Here is a 15,194-nt window from a genome sequence, read left to right as displayed (position 1 = left end):
CTTATTTTCTTCCTCCTCCTGGACGTTGTGGCATAAATGGACTTTCACTTTTTTCTGCTGTAGCGCCGTCTGATTTAGAAACACCTTTTAAACTGTAGACTAACTTATCACCTTTAGAAATTCCGCTTAAAATCTGAACATTTACACCATCGCTTGCGCCAAGGGTTACGGGTTTCGGGGTGATAGCACCATTAGATTCTAAAACCCAAAGTGTAGTGGCTTCTCTAGATCGATCTGCTGTATTAGCTTCAAGTTGGTGTTGTGTGTTGTAAGTGGCTAAAGTTTCTCTTTCTGGTTTAAAGTTAATCGCTTTTGCTTCAGCTGTTAACACATCATTAAGTTCTAAGGTGAAAATAGAAATGGTTGCTGTTAAACCTGGTTTTAATTTAAGGTCTTCATTATCGGCCTTAACAACCACTGTATACGTTACAACATTAGAAGTAACGGTTGGGTCTAAACGGACTTGGGTAACCACACCATTAAAAGTTTCTCCTACATAGGCATCTACCGTAAATTCTACACGTTGACCTTCTTTAACTTGCCCTATATCAGCTTCATCAACATCGGCTTCAACCTGCATTTGTTCTAAGTCTTGAGCGATAGTGAATAGTGTTGGTGTGCTGTAACTTGCAGCTACAGTTTGTCCTTCTTCAATATCTTTAGATAAGACCACTCCATCAATTGGCGAGTAGATATTAGCATAACCTAAGTTAGTTCTTGCCGATTGCAAATCTGAATAACGTTGCGTAACCGTACCTTTTGCGGTTTGATAATTATAGTTAGCGTCATCAAAATCTGATTTACTAATCACCTGATTATCGTATAAGGTTTTCTGTCTATCGTATATGGTTTTCGTATAATCTCTCTGGCTTACCGCATTATCATAAGCGGCTTGGGCTTGTGTCAGTGAAGCTTGTAAGTTTGTTTTATCAAGCTCTGCAATTAACTGGCCTTCCTTTACAATAGAGTTGTAATCTACATATACTTTTTCTACAACACCAGAGACTTGGGTACCCACATCAACTTGGTTAATAGGTTCTATAGTTCCTGTTGCGGTTACCATGGTGGTTACATTGGCTTCTTTTGCAGCAACAGTTTCTGCTTGTATAATTACAGCATCATCGGCATTAAAATATCCAAATGCTGCTATGGCGAGTCCGACTGCAACTAGGCTACCGATAATTATTTTTTTCTTATTCTTCATGATGATTTCTATTTAATGGTTTTGAGAATGCCATAAGCCTATGGCATAACGATCTTGTTTTTTATTTCGATTAAAGTGTTATAGCATTTCCTTGGTAGTACTGTAGCAATTGGTGGTACAATACATTAAGGTATTTTGCTTGTAAATAATTTTGCTGGGCATTAGTAAACGTGTTTTGGCTAATCACTAAATCCGTGGTACTTAAGGCACCGAGCTCATATTTCTTTTGTGCTAATTCATAAGATTGCTCGGCTGCAACTTTAGAGGCTTCTGCGGCCAGGACTTGCTCTTGGGCAGAAACGGCATTTTGATAAGCTGTTTCTACACGTTTATAGAGGTCTTTTTCTGTGGCCTGCTTTTGTATTTGTGCTTTTTCAATATTAATTGTAGCGCTTTGTACAGCAGCTTTGGTTTGATTTCTGTTAAAAATAGGAATGCTTAAAGACAGCCCTAATTGTTGGTTGAAATTCACATCAAATTGATCTGAAAATGTGTTATCGTTAATACTTGTATACCCTGAGCCTACACTACCCGATAAGGTTAAGGTTGGTAAATACCCGCCTTTAGCAATATCCAGTTCTTTTTCTGAGACAGCTACATTTAATTCACTAGCTTTAATTTCTGGTAAAATGCCTAAGGCTTTGTTATAGATGTCTATCTTATCGAGTTCTAAATTTACCACATCCATATTTTCAGAAATCGGGTCTATTTCAAGTTCATCTGCTGGTGTCAATTCTAAAAGTTGTTTTAAAGTAATGATGTATTGTTGGTAATCATTTTTAGCCGCAATAATATTGTATCTGTTGGTGGCCGCCTGACTTTGTGCTTCGGTATAATCGCTTAAGGCAATGGTTCCGGCATCTAATCGGGCTTTGGCTCTAGCAACTTCAGTTTCAGAAGCATTTAAATTATTTTCAGCAACAGTGATGCTTTCTTTAGCGTAAAGCGCTTGTAAATAAGTTTCTAAGATATTTAAGATGATGTTATTTTTCTCGACATCTTCTTGTAAAATACTTTGATCTAGTAATAGTTTACTTTTCTTTATTTCGTTGCTAATTTGATTCCCTTGAAACAAAGTCATAGAACTATTAATACCAAGATTGGTACTGTGAATTTGGTCTGTAACATAATCGCTTGTAATTGGGTCAATTGTATTACCGTTAGAAAAGTTTTGCGAAGCACTTCCGAATAAATTAGGTAGTCGCGACGATTTTGAGGCACCATAATCTACATCAGCAAGGTCTTTATTTAAACTGGCTTCTTTTATAGTGATGTTATTTTCAATGGCATAAGAAATACAATCTTCTAATGTCCATACCTTTTTTGTTTCAGGTGTTGGTGTGTCTTGAGCAAAACTAAACGTTGCGGTTAATAATGCTATAAGGAGGAAATACGATTTCATAATGTTATGTATTTAAATTCTACACTTCAAAGATGTAAACCTATGGCCTGTTTTAAAACTGTAATATAAGTTGAGTACAATCTCCTAGATCAATGATAGTATTTTATCGACGAGATTTTTTAGGACGATACCAAATCCCTAGAGGAAGTTTTATAGCTGTTTCAATAGATTATGGTTGACAAATGCGAAAATAGTTGCTGTATTTTACCGCTATAAATCCCTTTTTAAACTATGCATTCTTTGGCTTATTCGTTACCTTTGTAAGGTGTTGAATTTTATCAAAGCAACCGCGTTTTATACCTCAAAAAATGAAACAATACAAACCCAAAAATAGACTTTCATCTCAAGCTTATATTAATGGTGTTTTAGCGGGTGACCGTGTTATGTTGTCTAGAGCGATTACTATTATAGAAAGTAATTTAGCAAGTGATAAGGTCTTAGCGAAGGACATTGTACAACAAATTTTACCGTATGCTGGAAACTCTATCAGGATTGGAATTACCGGAGTTCCAGGAGTTGGTAAGAGTACCTTCATTGAAGCTTTTGGGTTATACCTGGTGAAACAAGGCCATAAAGTGGCTATATTATCTATAGATCCGAGTAGCCAACGTACCAAAGGAAGTATTCTTGGGGATAAAACTAGGATGGAAGAATTAGCAAATTTGGAAGACGCTTATATAAGACCCTCGTCTTCTGGAGATACCTTGGGTGGTGTTGCTAATAAAACGGGGGAAACCATGTTGCTTTGTGAAGCGGCAGGTTATGATGTTATTTTGGTTGAAACCGTTGGGGTTGGTCAATCGGAAACTGCTGTTCATGGGATGACGGATTTCTTTTTGCTGTTAATGCTTTCGGGTGCGGGAGATGAATTACAAGGCATTAAGAAAGGTATTATGGAAATGGCAGATATGGTGGTTATTAACAAAGCCGATGGCGATAATATTACCAATAGTAAATTAGCCAAACGACAATATCAAAACGCCTTACATATTTTTCCATTGGGCGAATCTGGGTGGAGTCCGGTGGTGAGTACCGCATCCTCCACAAAACATATTGGGATTTCTAAGGTATGGGATGAGGTGCTGAAATATAAAGCTCTTGTGGATGACAATGGTTACTTTATAAAGAACAGAAACCATCAGAAAATTCAATGGATGTATAACAATATTAATGAAGAACTAAAACAGATGTTTTATGGTTCTGAGGCCATAGCTCAAACTTTAGAAACTTTAGAGAAAGACATCATCTCTTCAGAGGTTTCCCCTGTAAAAGCGGCGCTTGAAGTCATTGAGAAATTTAAAAAATCTTTTTAATTCCTGTGTAATATTCAAAATTCCAAGCTATGACAGACGCCGTTTATTTTGACAAGTCGTTTGAGTTGCGTTATTTTGAAATGAATGCATTAGGCTTAGCGACTCCAGCAATTATGTTGGCCTTGTTAGAGGAAACTGCTGCAGAACATTGTTACGCCATTAATTATAGTTTATTCGATTTACTCAAGAAAAACATCGGCTGGGTCTTATTTTCAGGGGTGTTGAAAATGGAACGCTACCCTAGATACAAAGAACGAATTACCATTAGAACTTGGTTATCTAATTATTCTACTATAAAAGGTTATAGAGAGAATCTTATTTTTGATGAAAACCAGAATATCATTGGTCGTGCTAAAGGCTTATGGGTGTTTTTTGATATTGAAAAACGAAGGCCCACTCCTATTTACGATACGATAATCTCACGCTGGTCGTACTCAGAAACCCCTTCCATTACGACGAATATTAGGAAAAAAATTCAAGCGGTTAATAATCCCGATTTTACAGGAGAATTTAAAGTGCACCGATTTGATACGGATATGAATAAGCACCTAAACAATATTCGTTATTTGCAATGGGTTATTGAAACCATCCCTGAAACAATTGTAAATTCTCATTTTCTTCATGTCATTGATGGTCGTTTTATTGCTGAAGCGCAATTAGGAGATACGGTGGTCTCTTTCACCGAGCAATTAGAGGAGCCTCAATCGTATCGCCACAGTATTACTGTTAAAGGTACGTCTAAGGTTTGTGCTACTGCAACCACGATTTGGAAACCTTATTAAAGGTCCGTTCTATATAAAAAAGCCTGAACCCAATACAGGTACAGACTTTTCTAATCATCAACTTAAACTTGGTTAAACACTTATTCTTTTTCGAGGTATTTCTCCATTATGGTAATGGCAGATTCCGAGATTACTGTACCAGGACCAAAAATAGCTACGACTTTTCGTTCTAATAAGAAATCATAATCTTGAGCAGGGATTACACCTCCAGCAAATACCATAATATCTGGTCGGCCTAATTGTTCTAATTCTCCAATTAACTGTGGAATTAAGGTTTTGTGTCCCGCCGCTAAACTAGAAGCACCAATAAAGTGCACATCATTTTCAATGGCTTGTTTCGCCACTTCTTCAGGTGTTTGAAATAAGGAGCCCATATCGACATCAAAACCGAGGTCCGCAAAACTAGAAGCGACCACTTTGGCACCACGATCATGACCGTCTTGTCCCATTTTAGCAATCATAACCCTTGGTCTTCGGCCTTCAATCTCCGCAAATTTATCGGCTAATTTCTGAGCACGTTCATAGGTTGTATCATTATTGACTTCTTTACCATAAACACCGCTTATAAGTTTTGTGGCGGCTTTATGTCTTCCGAAGTGCACTTCTAAGGCATCAGAAATTTCACCTAAGGTGGCAAAGTTTTCAGCAGCTTCAACAGCTAAGGTCAATAGATTACCTTCCTTACCACCTGCACAATCTTCTAAAGCTTTTAAATTGGCCGCAACCACTTCAGAATCGCGTTCGGTTTTCATTTTATTTAATCGGGCAATCTGAGATTCTCTTACAACCGTATTATCGACTTCTAGGATCTCAATATTCGATTTTTCATTAGTTTTAAACTTATTTACGCCGACTAAAATATCTTGTCCAGAATCTAATCGGGCTTGCTTACGGGCTGAAGCTTCTTCAATTCTCAGTTTAGGAACTCCGGTTTCAATCGCTTTTGCCATGCCGCCAAGTTCTTCTACTTCTTCAATAAGCGCCCAGGCTTTTTTAGCAATTTCTTGAGTTAAATATTCAACATAATAAGAGCCTGCCCATGGATCTACGGCTTTCGTCATTTTCGTTTCTTCTTGAATAAAAATCTGGGTATTTCTAGCAATTCTAGCAGAGAAATCCGTAGGTAAAGCAATAGCTTCATCTAAAGCATTGGTGTGTAAGGATTGGGTACCGCCTAAGGTGGCCGCCATAGCTTCAATACAAGTACGAGCCACATTATTAAAAGGATCTTGTTCACTTAAACTCCAACCCGAGGTCTGGCTATGCGTCCGCAAGGCCATTGATTTTGGGTTCTTAGGGTTGAAGGATTTTATAATTTTTGCCCACAACATTCTTGCGGCACGCATTTTAGCGATTTCCATAAAATGGTTCATCCCAACGGCCCAGAAAAAGGAGAGTCGTGGCGCAAACTCGTCAATTTTTAGGCCCGATTTTAATCCGGTTCTTATATATTCCATCCCATCGGCTAAGGTGTAAGCCAATTCGATATCTGCGGTAGCGCCTGCTTCTTGCATATGGTAACCACTAATAGAAATAGAGTTGAATTTTGGCATATACTTCGTGGTATAGTCGAAAATATCACCAATAATTCGCATAGATGGTGCAGGTGGATAGATATAGGTATTTCGGACCATAAATTCTTTTAAAATATCATTCTGAATGGTTCCTGATAATTGGTCTAAAGCCACACCTTGTTTTTTGGCTGCAGCAATATAAAAAGCCATAATTGGGAGCACCGCCCCATTCATGGTCATAGACACCGACATTTTATCTAATGGAATTTGATCGAACAAGATTTCCATATCTAAAATAGAATCGATAGCAACACCAGCTTTACCAACATCACCCGTAACACGTGGGTGATCGGAATCGTATCCGCGGTGTGTGGCCAAATCAAAGGCTACTGAAAGTCCTTTTTGACCTGCGGCAAGATTTCGTCTATAAAAGGCGTTAGATTCTTCGGCTGTTGAAAATCCGGCATACTGTCTAATGGTCCAAGGACGCATGGCATACATGGCGCTATAAGGACCTCTTAAAAATGGCGGTACACCAGAAGTGAAATCTAAATGTTCCGCTTCAGAAAGATCGGCTTTACTAAAATGTTTTTTTACGGGAATACCTTCGGGCGTGTTCCAAATGTCCTTAGTCTCTTCTTTTGTTTCAACCGTATGTTTTACGGCTTTATTTAATGTTATATCTGAAAAATCGGGTTTCATAACTTTAGTGTTTAGAGGTTTCAATAGTGGTATAAAGGAAAATTAAGGTCTTTATATTTCTAAAGATATTAAGGATTTTTGGATGTTTTTCTGAAGAGTCGTAAGGGTTTCAAGCACATCCGTTTTCATATTTATAATGCCGTCTAGTCCGGCGGCCGTCAATTGCTCTAAGGCTTTAGGCGCTCCTGCTAAAAGCAAAACTTTAGATTTGTTAAGTTGTCTAAAGGTTGTTACAAATTCTAAAGCCGTAGCGTCATAATCTTGGTCCGAGCTACAGATTACAACAACATCGGCATCCGATTGCGCACTTTGGGTTGCTGCTATTGTGGCGTTCTCAAAGCTCTCTTCTTGGTGTACATCAAAACCACTCACCCCAATAAAGTCGTAAGCAAATGCCGCTCTTGCTTTTCGCATGGTTAGATTTCCATAGCTTGCTAGTTTTACAACTGGACGAGCATTGGTTTTCGCAACGATGTCTTCCGTAACACTACGCATAGCTTCAATTTCTAAAGAGGCACGACGCGGTGTTAAAACTTTTGGATCTGATGAGGTTTTGGTGGATAGCAAAGTCTTATCTACCGTTTCCATCAGATTAGGATATTTGTTAATCCCGACCATCGCTGTACGACGTTGGCTTATAAGCTTCAACTTTCTGAGGCGTATTTCTGCAATTTGTTGCTGAATTTTTTCAGCTTCAAAGGCTGTATAGAATCCACCTTGCGCTTCAATCGCTTTAAATAATTCTAGCGCTTTTTCGGCGATTTTAGAGCTGACCTCTTCAATATAATAGGCCCCATCTACAGGATTAGATACTTTTCCGAAGTAAGATTCTTCTTTTAAAATGGTTGTAATATTCCCCGCGATACGTTTAGAAAAGTCAGTAGGCGCTTTATAAGAAGCATCGTAAGGATCAATAACAACCCCGTTGACATTTCCTAAAATGGCCGACATAGCTTCGGTGGTACAACGTAATAAATTGGTTTCTGCATCGGTAACTGATTTACTCCAAAGTGAGGTTTTAGCCGTAAGGGTATGGCAGAAATCATCCACACCATATTTGGCCGCCACTTCAGTAAGTAAATTATTAAATGCTCTAAATTTTCCGATTTCAACAAAGTACTCCAGACCGATGGCAAGATTAATATTAAGATGGTCAAAGGCGCTCTGTGCTGAGATGCCTTTTTCTTTTAGTTGTTCAACTAAGAAAACTAAAGCATTTAAGGTATAGGCAATTTCTTGAACTTGGTTTGCTCCAGAATCTAAGAATTCGGTACCCGAAACGGTTAGCACTTTAAGATTAGGGAAAAACGAGGTTAAATTGATAAGCTCTGCAAGGTCATCTATGGCACTGGCCTTATAAACGGCTGTGGTGACATACTCAGAAATGAGGCCGGTATCAATAAAACCTTTAAGGTTGGTGTCTTTCGCGTAAGCCACTAAATCTTTTGTAAATGCTACAGCATCGTTGTCTAACTTAAAGGAAACGCTATAAGCATTAAGATCTATACCCTTTAATAATAGCGACACGTCTACAGGAGCGTTTATATGAAAGAGAAGTCCATTAAGCCCTTCTTCTATAGCTATTAAAGCGGAGCTGTTTCCTTGTAGAGCGGTAACCACATCAATGGTTCTATAATTCACTAGCGATTGTGAATTAACCCCTGTGTTTTTTAGTTGTGTTATAGAATCTTGTCTGGTATAACAAGGTTGAAAGTTGAGATCGTTTAAGTTTTTCCAAACAAGTTTTTTATTGAAATCCGCGCCTTTTAAATCGGCAGTCACTTTTTCCATCCATTCCGATTTAGACACGGGTGAGAATTCGGAAAAAAGAAGTTTGTTCGTTGTATTCATAATAATTAGAATTTTAAAATGCGATAATACTTAAGCATTTAGCCTAAGAAACTCAATATTATACCGGCGGCAATGGCAGAACCAATAACACCTGAGACATTTGGAGCCATGGCATGCATAAGTAAATAATTACTTGGGTCTGACTTTAAACCTTCGGTATGGACTACTCTAGCACTATCTGGAACAGCAGAAACCCCTGCAGCGCCGATTAGTGGATTAATTTTATTGCCGTCTTTTAAAAAGAGGTTCATAAATTTAGCAAATAATAAGCCACCACAAGTCGCGATAACAAAGGAAATTGCTCCTAAGCCAAAGATTAACATTGAATCTTTAGTGATAAAAATATCGGCTTGTGTTGAGGCTCCTACGGTTACCCCTAATAGAATGGTTACGATATCAATTAATTTGGTACGTGCTGTTTCGGCTAAACGTTCTGTTCTCCCAGATTCTTTTAATAAATTACCAAAGAAGAGCATCCCTAATAAGGGTAGCGCACTCGGTGATATAAATAGAGTTAAGATTAAAGCGACAACCGGGAAGATCATTTTCTCTTTCTGAGTGACCGCTCTAGGAGGTTTCATCTTAATTTTTCGATCTTCTTTTGAAATAAGTAAACGCATTAATGGCGGCTGAATTACAGGGACTAAAGCCATATAAGAATAAGCAGCGATAGCAATTGGGCCAATTAAGTTTTTCACAGTAGTACCATCGGCGAGGACATTTATACCATTGGCTAATTTTGAAGATAGGAAAATAGCCGTTGGTCCATCAGCGCCTCCAATAATCCCTATGGCTCCGGCTTCTGGTAAGTTAAATCCTAAATAGAGGGCGCCTAAAAACGTTGCAAAGACACCAATTTGGGCAGCGCCCCCTAATAGCATTAGCTTAGGATTAGCTATTAAAGATGAGAAATCCGTCATGGCACCAATACCTAAAAAGATCAGAGGCGGATACACCCCTTTGACGACCCCAAAATAGAGATAATTTAGTACGGAACCGGTTTCGTAAATTCCGGTTTGGTTGCCGGCAACAAACGGTATATTTCCTATGATAACACCAATACCTATAGGGATAAGAAGTAAGGGTTCGTAATCATATTTAATACCTAAATAGATGAAGATAATCCCGACAATAATCATAATGATATGTCCGGAAGTCGCATTGGCAAATCCGGTATAGTTATAAAAGGTTTTAATGCCTTTAAACGCCCCATCTAATACGCTTTCTTCGTCAGGTGTTTGTACTTGTGTATTGGAAACGGTTGTGGTTTCCATAACCTGGTTATTAGCGCCCAAACCTAATACTGGTCTTATAAAAATCAGTAAAGACAAAACACTGAATATGATGATTAGTTTTTTCATTTTTGTTCGTTTAACTGTGGGTTAATGTGAAATAGAAATAGAGGAAAAGAAATTATTATTCTAATTCTATCATTAGGGCATCTTGTAGAACCTGTTGACCGACTTCAACTTTGACGGCTGTTACGGTACCCGATTTTTCTGCAACAATATTGTTCTCCATTTTCATGGCCTCTAACACTAAGAGCAAGTCGTTTTCTTTAATAACATCCCCTACTTTAACGTTTAGTGAAAGAATAACCCCTGGAATTGGTGCAACAATTCTGGTTTTTGCAGATTTTGGATTAACCTTTAAAGGAACGGCAGGTTGTTTAGAAGCAGAACGCACTAAGGTTGGCGTTTTGGTAGTTTTAACATTTGCTTTCATCACCACCTCGTAAGGTGTGCCGTTGACTTCTAAATTAATAATATTATCCTCGTGTGATTTAATATTAACCGTATAGCCATTTTCATTGACTTTGAATTTATAACTTTTCATATGTTTATAGTGTTGTGAGTGTAGTTTTCACGTTCTGACAATAGGTCTAATAACGTCTTGTCTTACCGTGAAATCTACTCGTAAGTCTGTTATAATCTATTTTGAATGCCGTAAATTTTAGAACTCCATGGCGAGTAGGTTTTTTTTACCTGTTTGATGGTTAAAATGGCGCTTTCATGATCGTGTTGCTCGCTCAAATACATATGAACTGAGGCTCCGATTACGGCTGAAATTTCACCTGTAAAACCAGTATCGCCTTTCACCTTAATCTCACTGATCTTTTTGTCTTTCCCCTTGGTAATAATCTTATAGACATAAAGCATTACGGGTAGACCAAAATTAAAGAAAAGAGCTAGGATGACTAAGGCTCCAAAAACAATGAGTAGTCCCGTTATGAGTATCACATAGCCTTCACTAATAGGATCTGTATTTAATAGAATCTGTATCATTATAAAGGAATGTTTGAGTGCTTTTTAGGCGGGTTGGTATCTTTTTTATTTTGAAGTAATTCTAGTGCTCTAATAATTCTGAAACGTGTGTTTCTCGGTTCAATAACATCATCAATAAACCCGTATTTTGCGGCTTGATAAGGGTTCGCAAATTTGTGGGTGTATTCGTCTTCTTTCTTTTGGATGTAATCTTCTTTTTCAGAATCACTTTCAATTTTTCTAATGTTAGAGCCTTCTAAAACTTCAACAGCACCTTTGGCGCCCATCACTGCAATTTCAGCCGTAGGCCAAGCATAATTTAAATCGCCTCGTAACTGTTTACAACTCATAACATCGTGCGCACCACCATAAGACTTACGTAATGTAATGGTAACTTTAGGCACTGTAGCTTCTCCGTATGCAAATAATAGTTTAGCACCATGAAGAATTATACCGCCGTATTCTTGACCTGTTCCTGGTAAGAACCCGGGAACATCAACTAAAGTGACAATAGGGATATTGAAGGCATCACAGAATCGTACAAAACGGGCTGCTTTTCTAGAGGCATCAATATCTAAAACCCCCGCGTAATATTTAGGTTGGTTGGCAACAATACCGACCGGACGCCCATTAAAACGAGCAAAACCAACGGCAATATTTCTAGCGTAATTTCTATGAACTTCGGTAAATTCACCGTGATCGGCTAGGATAGAAATAACATCTACAATATCATAAGGCTGATTAGGATTTTCAGGAATAATATCATTTAAAGCATCTTCTAAGCGATCTATAGGGTCATTACAAGGAATAATTGGAGCTTCTTCCAAATTATTCGCAGGCATATAACTCAATAGCTTACGAATAAGGAGTAAGTTTTCTTCATCATTTTCTGCTAAGAAATGTGATACTCCAGAACGTGTGGAATGAATTTTAGCGCCACCCAATTGATCGGCAGTCACTACTTCACCTGTCACCGATTTCACCACCTTAGGACCGGTCACAAACATATAACTGGTTTCTTCGGTCATAATGGTAAAGTCTGTTAAGGCAGGAGAATAAACAGCTCCCCCAGCACAAGGACCTAAGATTGAAGAGATTTGTGGTATCACTCCAGAGGCCATTATATTACGTTGAAAAATTTCAGCATAACCGGCAAGAGATCTTACCCCTTCTTGAATACGAGCGCCTCCAGAATCATTTAAACCAATTACAGGAACACCAATTTTCATAGCCATATCCATCACTTTACAAATTTTTAATGCGTAGGTTTCTGATAAAGAGCCTCCGAACACGGTGAAATCTTGCGCGAATAAATAAACAACTCTTCCGTCTATTGTACCATGGCCTGTAACAACACCATCGGAAAGGTAGATTTGCTTGTCTAGGCCGAAAGATTTTGTTCTATGTGTTACAAACATGTCAAATTCTTCAAAACTATCATCATCTAAAAGAATTGCTATACGTTCACGAGCTGTAAGTTTCCCTTTAGCATGCTGAGAGTCTATTCGTTTCTCTCCACCACCTAATTTGGCTTGGGCTCTTTTTTCTATGAGCTCGTTAATTTTATCTTGATTTGCCATAAAATTTGTAATTTACTGATATGTAAGAAGTTTGAATTTAGTTTTACTTAGAACAAAGCTCGGTGAGCACACCTAAGGTCGATTTGGGATGTAAAAACCCGATATCTAATCCTTCGGCACCTTTGCGCGACACCTTATCGATGAGGTTTACACCACGTGATTCTGCAGTTTTTAGGGCTTCCGTAGCATCGTCTACAGCAAAGGCGATATGATGAATGCCCTGCCCTTTTTTAGCGATGTATTTCCCAATTGGACCCTCGGGCGAGGTGCTTTCTAACAATTCAATTTTTGTATTACCGACCAAAAAAAAGGCGGTTTTGACTTTTTGATCTTCAACCTCCTCAATGGAATAACATTTTAAACCCAGTACGTTTTCATAGTATGCAATAGAGTCTTCGAGATTTTCAACCGCTATTCCTAAATGTTCAATGTGTGATATATTCATAATAAAGGCGTTTAATTTTTACCAAATTTACTTTACGACAGGGTCTTATTTTATGATAGATGTCATGTTATCAAATAAGTTCTAGTTTTCTTAAATTTAGAATTAACACGCCTAGACGTACCTCAATACGATAAGACCAAAAAAAAAGAGGACCGTTTTAAAACGATCCTCTTTGACTGCAGTATTATAGATGCAACATGCGCATCTTTTATAATAGCTTAGAACTACAAATATTATTGCGTAATAAGGTTGAATGAAATTTTAATCCCTTGGATCACCATTCCAGTTCCAATAATAGCAATGATTAAACCCATAATTTTACCAATTACTGAAATCACATTATTTCCAACCATTCTCACTACAAAGTTACTCAGACTAAAGGTAATGTAAGTTAAAACACTCATAAATCCAAAAATCGCAATAACTAAAAAAATTTTTAAAGGGGCGGCGTTGGCTACAAAGTTCATCGCTGTTACAATAGTCCCTGGGCCGGCAAGAATAGGAATTGCTAAAGGAGAAACGGCGATATTTTCGTCTTCATCTACATTCTTAATGTTTTTTACATTCGACTTTTTAGACTGAAGCATTTCAAACCCAATAAAGAAAATTAAGATTCCCCCCGTAATTTTAAAGGCAGGAATACTAATATTGAACAACTCAAAAATATATTTCCCCAAAATAATAAAGACGGTAACAATAATAAAAGCAATAAAATTGGCCCGTTTATTAATGTCTTGCTTAGTTGCTTTGTCTTCCCCTTGGGTTAAAGACAAAAAAACTGTAAGATTAGAGATGGGATTTGTAATCGCGAAAAAGCCCGTAAATACAGTGATTGAAAAGGTAATTAAGTTATCCATGGATCTTAAAATTTAATCGTGCAAGAAATTAATTTACTTCTATTTTACCAAAGTAATTTTCATAATTTAATTATTAAATTTTAAATCTTCGAAAAAAGTCCTTTTAAATTGAGTTTCAGCGAACAGTACCGCTTAACCATTTTGTATTTTTAACGGTTTGGATTTAAGAGAAAATTGTAGGTTTACACAAAACTTATGACGTCATAGTTAAAAAAAAATCCTGCCGAAGCAGGATTGTAAGCATTATATACTGTTGCTTAATATTTAAGATCGTTAAGAAATGAATTGATATTGTCTTTCGTTTCTCCTGTACGCTTTTGAATGCGTCCTATAAGTTCATCTTCTTTTCCTTCTGCATAGTCTAAATCGTCATCAGTGACCTCACCCCACTTTTGCTTGATTTTTCCTTTTGCTATATTCCAATTTCCTTTTACTTTATCTTCCCACGGTTGTGACATAATATCTATAATTTTAAATTAACTATAAATCGCTTTGATTTATTTACTGCTAAATTAAATCCTTTATCTTAGGCGGATTAACGCTTTTCCTTAAAGCCTTAGCTCGTTTCATTTCCATATAAGATTCCCGTTCAGCCTTCTCTTGCTATAACTTTTAAGCGGAAGTATAAACCTTTGTTAAAAAAAAAGAATGAACATTCATTTTTACTTACCTTTGTATCAGAATTAGATAATGACATGGCAAAACTTCAAAAAAGTATTGATAAACGTAACGCACTAGTGCAGGCGACTATTGAGTTGGTGAACAACAATGGTTTCCATGCGACGCCTATGAGTAAAATAGCCAAAATGGCTAAGGTGTCGCCAGCTACAATTTATCTATATTTTGAAAACAAGCAAGATCTCGTTAACCAAACCTATATAGAAGTTAAAGCAGAATATACCAATTATGCTTTTGAAAATTATGATGAGTCTATGAGTGTGGAAGCTGGTTTTGAATATATCTGGAAACGTATCGCGGATTTTAAATTGAAAGAGTGCGAACACGCTATGTTTTTAGCGCAATGTGATAACACACCTATGATAGATGAACCTAGCCGTATGGAAGGTATTAGACATCTTCAGCCCTTAGTAGATTTATGGCAACGAGGTAAAAAAGAAGGCATTATTAAACCGCTTTCTGACTTTATTCTCTACGCTTATGCTATCAATCCCCTATCCTTTTTAATGATAAATCAGAAACGTGGTACTTTTCAGATGGATGAATCACATATAGAAGAGGCGTATCGAGCGGCTTGGGATAGTATAAAAATGAATGCATAA

Annotated in this window: 14 protein-coding genes; 3 read left to right on the top strand and 11 right to left on the bottom strand. The window is 37.4% G+C overall.

The annotated features are described in order from the left end of the window. Nucleotide 1: 1 nt before the first annotated feature. Nucleotides 2–1,207 (bottom strand): efflux RND transporter periplasmic adaptor subunit, encoded by a 1,206-nt coding sequence (locus tag DFQ08_RS11950; protein ID WP_114310259.1) that lies wholly within the window; start codon nt 1,205–1,207, stop codon nt 2–4. 67 nt (nt 1,208–1,274) lie between these two features. Continuing rightward, a complete protein-coding gene (locus DFQ08_RS11945; protein WP_114310258.1) occupies nt 1,275–2,606 on the bottom strand; it encodes a TolC family protein in 1,332 nt (443 codons plus the stop codon). 308 nt (nt 2,607–2,914) lie between these two features. On the opposite strand from DFQ08_RS11945, the gene meaB reads away from it, so the two are divergent. Both meaB and DFQ08_RS11935 read left to right on the top strand, forming a co-directional pair. Continuing rightward, nucleotides 2,915–3,919, top strand: coding sequence for a methylmalonyl Co-A mutase-associated GTPase MeaB (gene meaB / locus DFQ08_RS11940; RefSeq protein ID WP_114310257.1), 1,005 nt, complete (start codon nt 2,915–2,917; stop codon nt 3,917–3,919). Between the two features lie 29 nt (nt 3,920–3,948). After that, nucleotides 3,949–4,701, top strand: coding sequence for an acyl-[acyl-carrier-protein] thioesterase (locus DFQ08_RS11935; protein WP_114310256.1), 753 nt, complete (start codon nt 3,949–3,951; stop codon nt 4,699–4,701). Between the two features lie 80 nt (nt 4,702–4,781). Here DFQ08_RS11935 and scpA read toward each other — a convergent pair whose 3' ends face one another. The 9 genes from scpA to DFQ08_RS11890 all read right to left on the bottom strand — a co-directional run bounded on the left by scpA (nt 4,782) and on the right by DFQ08_RS11890 (nt 14,372). Beyond that, the gene (gene scpA, locus DFQ08_RS11930; RefSeq protein ID WP_114310255.1) at nt 4,782–6,917 is read right to left on the bottom strand and encodes a methylmalonyl-CoA mutase; all 2,136 of its coding nucleotides are present in this window, start codon (nt 6,915–6,917) and stop codon (nt 4,782–4,784) included. Nucleotides 6,918–6,968: 51 nt separating this feature from the next. Further along, complete coding sequence (locus tag DFQ08_RS11925; protein ID WP_114310254.1) at nt 6,969–8,768, bottom strand: methylmalonyl-CoA mutase family protein; 1,800 nt, start codon at nt 8,766–8,768, stop codon at nt 6,969–6,971. Nucleotides 8,769–8,806: 38 nt separating this feature from the next. Beyond that, nucleotides 8,807–10,129 (bottom strand): sodium ion-translocating decarboxylase subunit beta, encoded by a 1,323-nt coding sequence (locus DFQ08_RS11920; protein ID WP_114310253.1) that lies wholly within the window; start codon nt 10,127–10,129, stop codon nt 8,807–8,809. A gap of 55 nt (nt 10,130–10,184) precedes the next feature. Next, nucleotides 10,185–10,604 carry a biotin/lipoyl-containing protein gene (locus DFQ08_RS11915; RefSeq protein ID WP_114310252.1) on the bottom strand — a complete coding sequence of 140 codons (420 nt, stop codon included), beginning with the start codon at nt 10,602–10,604 and terminating at the stop codon, nt 10,185–10,187. A gap of 89 nt (nt 10,605–10,693) precedes the next feature. Beyond that, a complete protein-coding gene (locus DFQ08_RS11910; protein WP_114310251.1) occupies nt 10,694–11,053 on the bottom strand; it encodes an OadG family protein in 360 nt (119 codons plus the stop codon). Then, the gene (locus DFQ08_RS11905) at nt 11,053–12,612 is read right to left on the bottom strand and encodes an acyl-CoA carboxylase subunit beta (RefSeq protein WP_114310250.1); all 1,560 of its coding nucleotides are present in this window, start codon (nt 12,610–12,612) and stop codon (nt 11,053–11,055) included. The genes DFQ08_RS11910 and DFQ08_RS11905 overlap by 1 nt, the downstream gene beginning before the upstream one ends. Nucleotides 12,613–12,655: 43 nt before the next feature. After that, nucleotides 12,656–13,057: a methylmalonyl-CoA epimerase gene (mce, locus tag DFQ08_RS11900; RefSeq protein ID WP_114310249.1), complete on the bottom strand. Its 402-nt coding sequence runs from the start codon at nt 13,055–13,057 to the stop codon at nt 12,656–12,658. A gap of 233 nt (nt 13,058–13,290) precedes the next feature. Continuing rightward, the gene (locus tag DFQ08_RS11895) at nt 13,291–13,914 is read right to left on the bottom strand and encodes a MarC family protein (RefSeq protein ID WP_114310248.1); all 624 of its coding nucleotides are present in this window, start codon (nt 13,912–13,914) and stop codon (nt 13,291–13,293) included. 257 nt (nt 13,915–14,171) lie between these two features. Then, nucleotides 14,172–14,372 carry a CsbD family protein gene (locus DFQ08_RS11890; protein ID WP_114310247.1) on the bottom strand — a complete coding sequence of 67 codons (201 nt, stop codon included), beginning with the start codon at nt 14,370–14,372 and terminating at the stop codon, nt 14,172–14,174. 237 nt (nt 14,373–14,609) lie between these two features. Between DFQ08_RS11890 and DFQ08_RS11885 the strand changes: the two genes are divergently transcribed. Further along, nucleotides 14,610–15,194, top strand: a complete 585-nt coding sequence (locus DFQ08_RS11885; RefSeq protein WP_114310503.1) for a TetR/AcrR family transcriptional regulator — start codon at nt 14,610–14,612, stop codon at nt 15,192–15,194.

The sequence above is a fragment of the Winogradskyella arenosi genome (genome assembly GCF_003337305.1).
Lineage (GTDB): Bacteria > Bacteroidota > Bacteroidia > Flavobacteriales > Flavobacteriaceae > Winogradskyella > Winogradskyella arenosi.
The sequence above is the reverse complement of the archived record's forward strand: the minus strand, read 5'-3'. Positions and strand labels throughout refer to the sequence as shown.